Below are 6,641 nucleotides of genomic sequence, written 5' to 3'. Positions count from 1 at the left end.
CAACAGCATTGCGAGCTAAATTGTATCTTACTGCAAATCGTGCAGCTTTTAATCAACTGGAAAATCTCAAAGTTTCTTTCGCTATGAAATTCTAAAAAATATAACTATACGCATCGGGTTGCGTAAGGTGAGTTAATAATTGTAACTGGGTTAAATGGATTTGGATAATTTTGGCTGAGTGAATATGTAACAGGTTTTTGATTAATCTCATTTCCAATGCCGACAGCAGCAATCATTTTATCCAATTCCTGAATGGCATAATCTAACTCTACATCAATTCCCTGCAAATACATCTGATCAATTGTCTGATCATTTAACGGCGGTCTAATGTTTGGGATGACTCCGCCAATCATATTACTGTCGCTATCAACTTGTATTTTGTCATCAATATTGAGAGACCGCCCGTGTGGATATGATACTTCAATGGAGTCTTGAATAGAAAGTAGTTCAAATTCAGGAGCTGTAATTCCAAAAGATCCATGGCTTCCATAAAAACTTACAACCTTGCATTGTGGCAGTTTGCTAAGCGCCAATGCAATTCCTTCACCAGAACTCACATTCCTGGGGCTAACCATTACAACCACAGGTCCACTAAATGTTAAACCTTGTGGTTCTATAAATATTGATCCCGCCGGATATTGTGTTGGCTTAAAAAAACTCACCGTCTGAAAACTAAGATGATCAAGTATTTCTTCCGATCTTTGAAAACTTGCAGTAACAGGATTATAAAAACTCTGATACTCATAAAAAGTTGTGTCGGGATAGAAACATCCTGCAACCGCTGCCGCATAAGCATCCATTCCACCGGTATTAATTCTTAGATCCACCACCATTCCTTTAAGATTAGCAGAAAGAAGCGCTATGAATGCCGACATAAAGTCTGTAACGACAGATGCCGGTGGAATGCATGATGTAATTTCAAGGTATCCATATCCGCTTGGTTCTAAAATTTTGTAAGAAATTTCCGGAGTTTTTATTGGAAGCATTGATGTTAGATCATATGTTAAATAATCATCATCAACTGCATAAATAATTGCAGTAACCGGAATTACATCTCCCCTGTTTTTAAATTTGATTTTCATACTTGCATTAACCGGAGCTCTTCCAATTAACCGGCACTGGTGTAATTGTTTTCCTTCTTTGGTAGCAGGAATTTGTTCCGCCCAAATTACTGAAACAGAACCGATTGCTTCTGTAATAGGTTTATCATTCACTTCTAATATTTCCGCACCGAACTTTATTCCGGCTAAATCTGCCGGAGAACCTTCAGTTACAAGTCTTACAACAAATCGTCCATCATCAAGTTTAATAAGAGTAAAACCAAAACAGCCACCAATCTGTTGATATCTTAATTTTTCTTCTAACTTTACCCAATTAGTATTTTTCTTTGTAAGTACATCTGATTTAACGCCCGCATAGAATCCGGTACCAAAACCCACATGTCCATCAGGAATTCTGAATGTGTATTCTTTCATTGCCATAATGAATGCGCTCGAATCGTTTTTGCTCTCAGCATCTGCCACTCTTGGTCGGAATTCATTATTAAGATTACTCCAATTAACTTTTTTCCAATCGGTAAAAGCATAATAGACGGATAACTTTTTATGAAGAGAATCAAATGCGGCAGTAAAACTATTTTGAGTTTGAGAAAAAGCAGTGTTCCCAACTGCACAAAAGAAAAATATAAACGCCACAAACTTTTTCATTCATCCCTCTTTTATTTTAGATTATATACACCCCAGTTTTCAACTAACTCGTTAATGTGTGTTTCAGGTAGAGAAAACTTTATATATGAACCACCGAGTTTTCCTATAGAACCGATTTTTTCTAAAGTATTGTAATAATATGGAAGCCCTTCAGAAATATAATAGGGAAAATCTGTATGCAGCCCAAAGTGAAGATGCGTGGCATCCGAATCACCTGAATTGCCAACCTTTCCAATCACAGATCCATTCTTAACAAGCTGCCCCGGTATTACATTAATGCTGTTAGGAATTAAATGTCCATACACAACATATCCTCCGTTGATGTGAATTACTACGCTATTGCCTTCGCCGTCAAAAAGAGTAGTTGGAATTGGCTGAGTAAATACAGGCGATTGATCTGGCATTCCATCTTTTACAGAAACGACCTGTCCCTCTGCAACGGCATAAACCTGTTCACCATAAACATACCAGTTTTCGCATTTATTATAATCCCCTTGGAAAAAATTTCCCGCATCATCTATTTTATTCCAATCAACACAAAACCTTTCGGGTACCCTGGTATTACCTCTATACTTCATTTGAAATGCCGGGTGAATAATTCAAAAACAAATTAATCAGGAGATTATCAAAAATCAAATTAATGTATTTAATGAGCTTGTGTTAATTTGGAGTGGAATTATTGTGGCTATTAAAATTAAACTATTGCAGCAATTTTAAATTCATTTTATACTTACCTATAAATATTTGAAATAATCTTCGACTATGTGATTGAGATTAAAATATCATTTTATAATTATTCAAGCATGGAAGCTTGAAAATCTCATACATAATACACGGAGGTATATCTTGGCTTTCTCAGTTAACACAAATCTCGATTCACTTCTGGCTTTTAATGCACTGTTAAAAGTTAATAATACAACACAAAAAGCTCAGCTTCGTCTTGCAACACTTAAAAAAATTAACACGGTAGCAGATGACACATCCGGCTTTAACGTTGGTAAAAGGCTTGAAGCCCAGACAATGAAGCAGAAAGCAGAACTAAATAACGTTTCTTCTGCAAAGAACTATATGGCAACCGCAGAAATGGCTTTACAGCAGGTAAACGATAAACTAAATCAGATCTCTGCAAAGTATGTTGATTCTCAGGATGCTTTGAAGGACAAATCTTCTATAGCAAAAGATATAAACACATTAGCCGGTGAAATAGATTCCATTCTTAAAAACACAAATATAAATGGACGCAATTTATTAGCCCAGGCTGACGGAACTGCTCTTGCAAGCAGCGCCACATTTGGAGTAGGCGGCAATGATTTTACAGCTGACTTTGCAAGCGCCAGTTATCTTAATGCCGATGCCATAAAAACAGTTTTACACGGCGGGTCGGTAGCCGATCCCGGAGTTGCCTCCTATGTTGGTTCCAATTATCTTACTAACGGTCAAGACACTGCCGATATTGCTATAAATTCCACCGTAGAGATAACCTATGCTGATGGTAGCTATGATTCTCTTATTTTTTCTGCACCGGCCGAGCCAAACCGTTCAAACGCTGTTATTTCCGACGCATTCGCTAGTTTTGTAGCAACCAATACAGATGTTGATATTCCATTTACTTATGTATCAGGTGCAAGTCCAACTACAGAATATAGAACAGTTAGCAGTCCCAAGAATATAACAAGTTTTGTTACTGAAAGCGGATACGATATAACTACATTGATTGGAATAACTCGGGAATTATCCGGTGGCAGTAGCAGCGGCGGTTTGATGGATACCGATACAGATACAGTTCTTAGCGCGGCAAGTGATATTTCTTCTATCTCCAATAATGTAAGATCGGCGCTTGGAAAAATTGGTAACCTGTCGCAAACTCTTGCTTCAAGAAGTGAATTCCTGACATCATCTATCACTAACAATACTGCAACAATAGCAAGCATTTTTGATGCAGACGTGGTTGCTGAACAATTGAACGCAACAAAAGGTGGCATTGCAGGGCAGATTGGTACTGCTATGTTTTCTCAGATGAATTCTGCGCCGCAACAGTTACTTTCGCTTTTCCGTTAATTATTCATATTGGGAATCCCGGATTTCCGGGATTTTTCCTGAACACACATATCCATTGCGCCAGCAATAAATTTTTGTCCATTATTCTTCAATCATTAATTACCAATTGCTTTTGTTGTTGCTCCTTTCTAATATTCATAGTAAAAAAACGAGCTGCCGAATGAAAAATTGGTTGATAATAATTTTATTGTTTCCTTGTGTTACACTCTTTTCCCAGGAAATTTTCAAGTCTGATGCATTTACAATAACTTCGGATAAAGTGGTTCAGGAAAATTTTGAGGCGAAAGCAAAGTCCAGAACGGAAATAGTTTCCAATTATAAAAGCAGTTTTAAAACAAGAACCCACAACCGGATTACTTTTAAGTTTTCAATAAATGGATTGGACAATGAAGCTGTGCCGGGACAGGATCATATTTATTTTATTACTCCAATTGACGGAAAAGATACTTCAAACATTTTTGTTTTTGGAAAACCAGACCAGAATTCTTCGGTTAATCAACCCGAAAGATTTTTACAAGTAAAAACCGATTTACTGCTGCGCGTTGATATAAACGATGTGCTAAAAGATTTTAAAGAGAAAGGATTCTTTCAAACATTTGATGGTAATAAAATATCACGGCAAGATTTTAAAGGAGTGTTTGTTGCCGGCAGTACTGCTCCGCTTACCTGGGATTGGAATTCACTTCCCAACAGAAATGATCTGCAATTGAAAGACCCTAATGGTAATGGGATTTATGAAATTCTTCTTCACATCGAAAAAGAATTTTCTCCGGTAGATGATTCAAAATCTGATTGGAAATTGAGCAAAGATATTTCTGCTTTTCCTAAATATAAATCATCTTCAAACTTGATTGACGCACTTTATAATATGTCGCTTGAGGAAATGATTTTGAATGTCCGAAGTGACGGATCATTTATGGCTGGAGAAAAATGGCCCGGGGTTTGGACTCGCGATCTTAGTTACAGTATAATTCTTGCGATGGCAATTATAAATCCGGACGCATCTAAAACGAGCCTGATGGCAAAGGTTAAGAACAACAGAATAATTCAGGATACCGGCACCGGCGGTTCCTGGCCAATCTCATCCGATCGGATGGTGTGGTCTGTTGCCGCTTGGGAAATTTATCTGGTTACCGGCGATAAAGATTGGTTGAAATCCAGTTACGGAATAATAAAAAATTCTGCCTTGGATGATTTAAACACTGTTTTAGATCCTTCTTCCGGTTTATTCAAAGGAGAATCTTCTTTCCTCGATTGGCGTGAGCAAACTTATCCGCGTTGGATGGATCCAAAAGATATTTATACTTCTAAAAATTTAGGAACCAATGCTATTCATTTTCAGACTTATAAAATTTTAAGTGAGATGGCAAAACAATTGGGTGAAAGTTCAGATCAATTTGCAAAGACAGCGGAGAATATTAAAAACAGAATTAATAAAAATCTGTGGATGAAGGACAAAGAATATTTCGGTCAATATCTTTATGGAAGAAATTTCCAGTCACTATCTCCAAGGTCTGAAGCTTTAGGTGAAGCGCTAACGGTTCTGTTCGAAATTGCTGATGCTGATCAGCAAAAAAAGATAATTGCAAATACACCGGTAACTAAATTTGGGATTCCGTGCATCTATCCGCAGATACCAAACATACCACCTTACCACAACGATGCAATTTGGCCCTTTGTTGAAGCATACTGGGCGTGGGCTTCTGCTAAAACGGGCAATGCAACTTCGGTGGAATATGCGCTTGCCTCAATTTATCGTGCAGCTTCTTTATTTTTAACAAACAAAGAAAATATGGTTGCAACTTCTGGTGATTATTTAGGAACAGAAATAAATTCCAGCCGCCAATTATGGAGCGTTGCTGGAAATCTTTCTACAATTTACCGCGTGCTATTTGGAATGAACTTTACGCAAGATGGTTTGAAGTTGAATCCATTCATCCCAAAATCCTACGATGGAACAAGAGAACTAAATAATTTTAAATATAGAAAATCAATCTTAACAATTTCTATTGATGGTTATGGGAATGAAATAAAATCAATCCGGTTGGATGGAAAGGAAATTAGCAGCGCAATTATTCCGGCAGATTTATCCGGCGCGCATCAAGTCAAAATACAAATGGCAAATAAAATTGATGGGACTTCAAAGATAAATTTAGTAGAAAATTATTATTCAATAGAAACTCCAGTAGTGAAAGTTGAGAACAATACTTTAAAATGGAACGCTGTTGAAGGAACAACGCTTTATCACATTTTTAAAAATGGGAAAAAAGTTGGCGATACACACGATTCATTTTATCTTTTGGATGATACAGTTTATGCAGAGTATCAAGTAGCAGCAATTGATAAAATGAATTCACAATCTTTTTTAAGTGAACCTGTTGTTGTCTCTAACGTTTTGCCAACTATGATTGAGGCTGAATACTTAAAAAGAGAAAACAATGATATGTACATCAGCAATATTGTTTCCTTAACTGATTCATTGAAAACTAAAATAAAGGATATAGATTTCAAGGTTGATATAAAGACGGATGGTTTTTACTTAATTGATTTCCATTATGCAAATGGCAATGGTCCTATCAACACAGATAATAAATGTGCAATAAGAACATTGCTGATAAACGATAAGGTTATAGGTCCGGTTGTCTTTCCACAAAGAGGAATTGATAAATGGAACGATTGGGGATACAGTAATTCATTTTTAATCAACCTGAAAAAAGGTAAGCATAAAATAACTCTTACGTTTAGAAGTTCAGATAATAATATGAATGGTAAAGTAAATTCTGCCTTGGTTGATAATTTAAGAATAAGTTTGATTGAGAAAAATTAAGTGCCTTATTAGACCACCGAGACACAGAGTAGTTTTGGAAAGGGATAACT

Annotated in this window: 4 protein-coding genes; 2 read left to right on the top strand and 2 right to left on the bottom strand. The window is 36.5% G+C overall.

What is annotated here, in order from left to right; all coding sequences use genetic code 11:
* Positions 1 to 104 precede the first annotated feature (104 nt).
* Both NTX22_09060 and NTX22_09055 read right to left on the bottom strand, forming a co-directional pair.
* A complete protein-coding gene (locus NTX22_09060; protein ID MCX6150658.1) occupies positions 105 to 1,706 on the bottom strand; it encodes a S41 family peptidase in 1,602 nt (533 codons plus the stop codon).
* 11 nt (positions 1,707 to 1,717) lie between these two features.
* On the bottom strand, positions 1,718 to 2,284 hold the full coding sequence (locus tag NTX22_09055; protein ID MCX6150657.1) for a M23 family metallopeptidase: 567 nt from the start codon (positions 2,282 to 2,284) through the stop codon (positions 1,718 to 1,720).
* 268 nt (positions 2,285 to 2,552) lie between these two features.
* On the opposite strand from NTX22_09055, the gene NTX22_09050 reads away from it, so the two are divergent.
* Together NTX22_09050 and NTX22_09045 are read left to right on the top strand one after the other, a co-directional pair.
* Positions 2,553 to 3,764, top strand: a complete 1,212-nt coding sequence (locus NTX22_09050; GenBank protein ID MCX6150656.1) for a flagellin — start codon at positions 2,553 to 2,555, stop codon at positions 3,762 to 3,764.
* Between the two features lie 160 nt (positions 3,765 to 3,924).
* Positions 3,925 to 6,591, top strand: a complete 2,667-nt coding sequence (locus NTX22_09045; protein MCX6150655.1) for a hypothetical protein — start codon at positions 3,925 to 3,927, stop codon at positions 6,589 to 6,591.
* Positions 6,592 to 6,641 lie beyond the last annotated feature (50 nt).

Source organism: Ignavibacteriales bacterium (assembly GCA_026390815.1).
Taxonomy (GTDB): domain Bacteria; phylum Bacteroidota; class Ignavibacteria; order Ignavibacteriales; family SURF-24; genus JAPLFH01.
The sequence above is the reverse complement of the archived record's forward strand: the minus strand, read 5'-3'. Positions and strand labels throughout refer to the sequence as shown.

Excerpts from the sequence above, each read along its gene's own strand:
- NTX22_09060 (MCX6150658.1), bottom strand. The coding sequence starts at position 1,706 with ATGAAAAAGTTTGTGGCGTTTATATTTTTCTTTTGTGCAGTTGGGAAC.
- NTX22_09055 (MCX6150657.1), bottom strand. The coding sequence starts at position 2,284 with ATGAAGTATAGAGGTAATACCAGGGTACCCGAAAGGTTTTGTGTTGAT.
- NTX22_09045 (MCX6150655.1), top strand. The coding sequence starts at position 3,925 with ATGAAAAATTGGTTGATAATAATTTTATTGTTTCCTTGTGTTACACTC.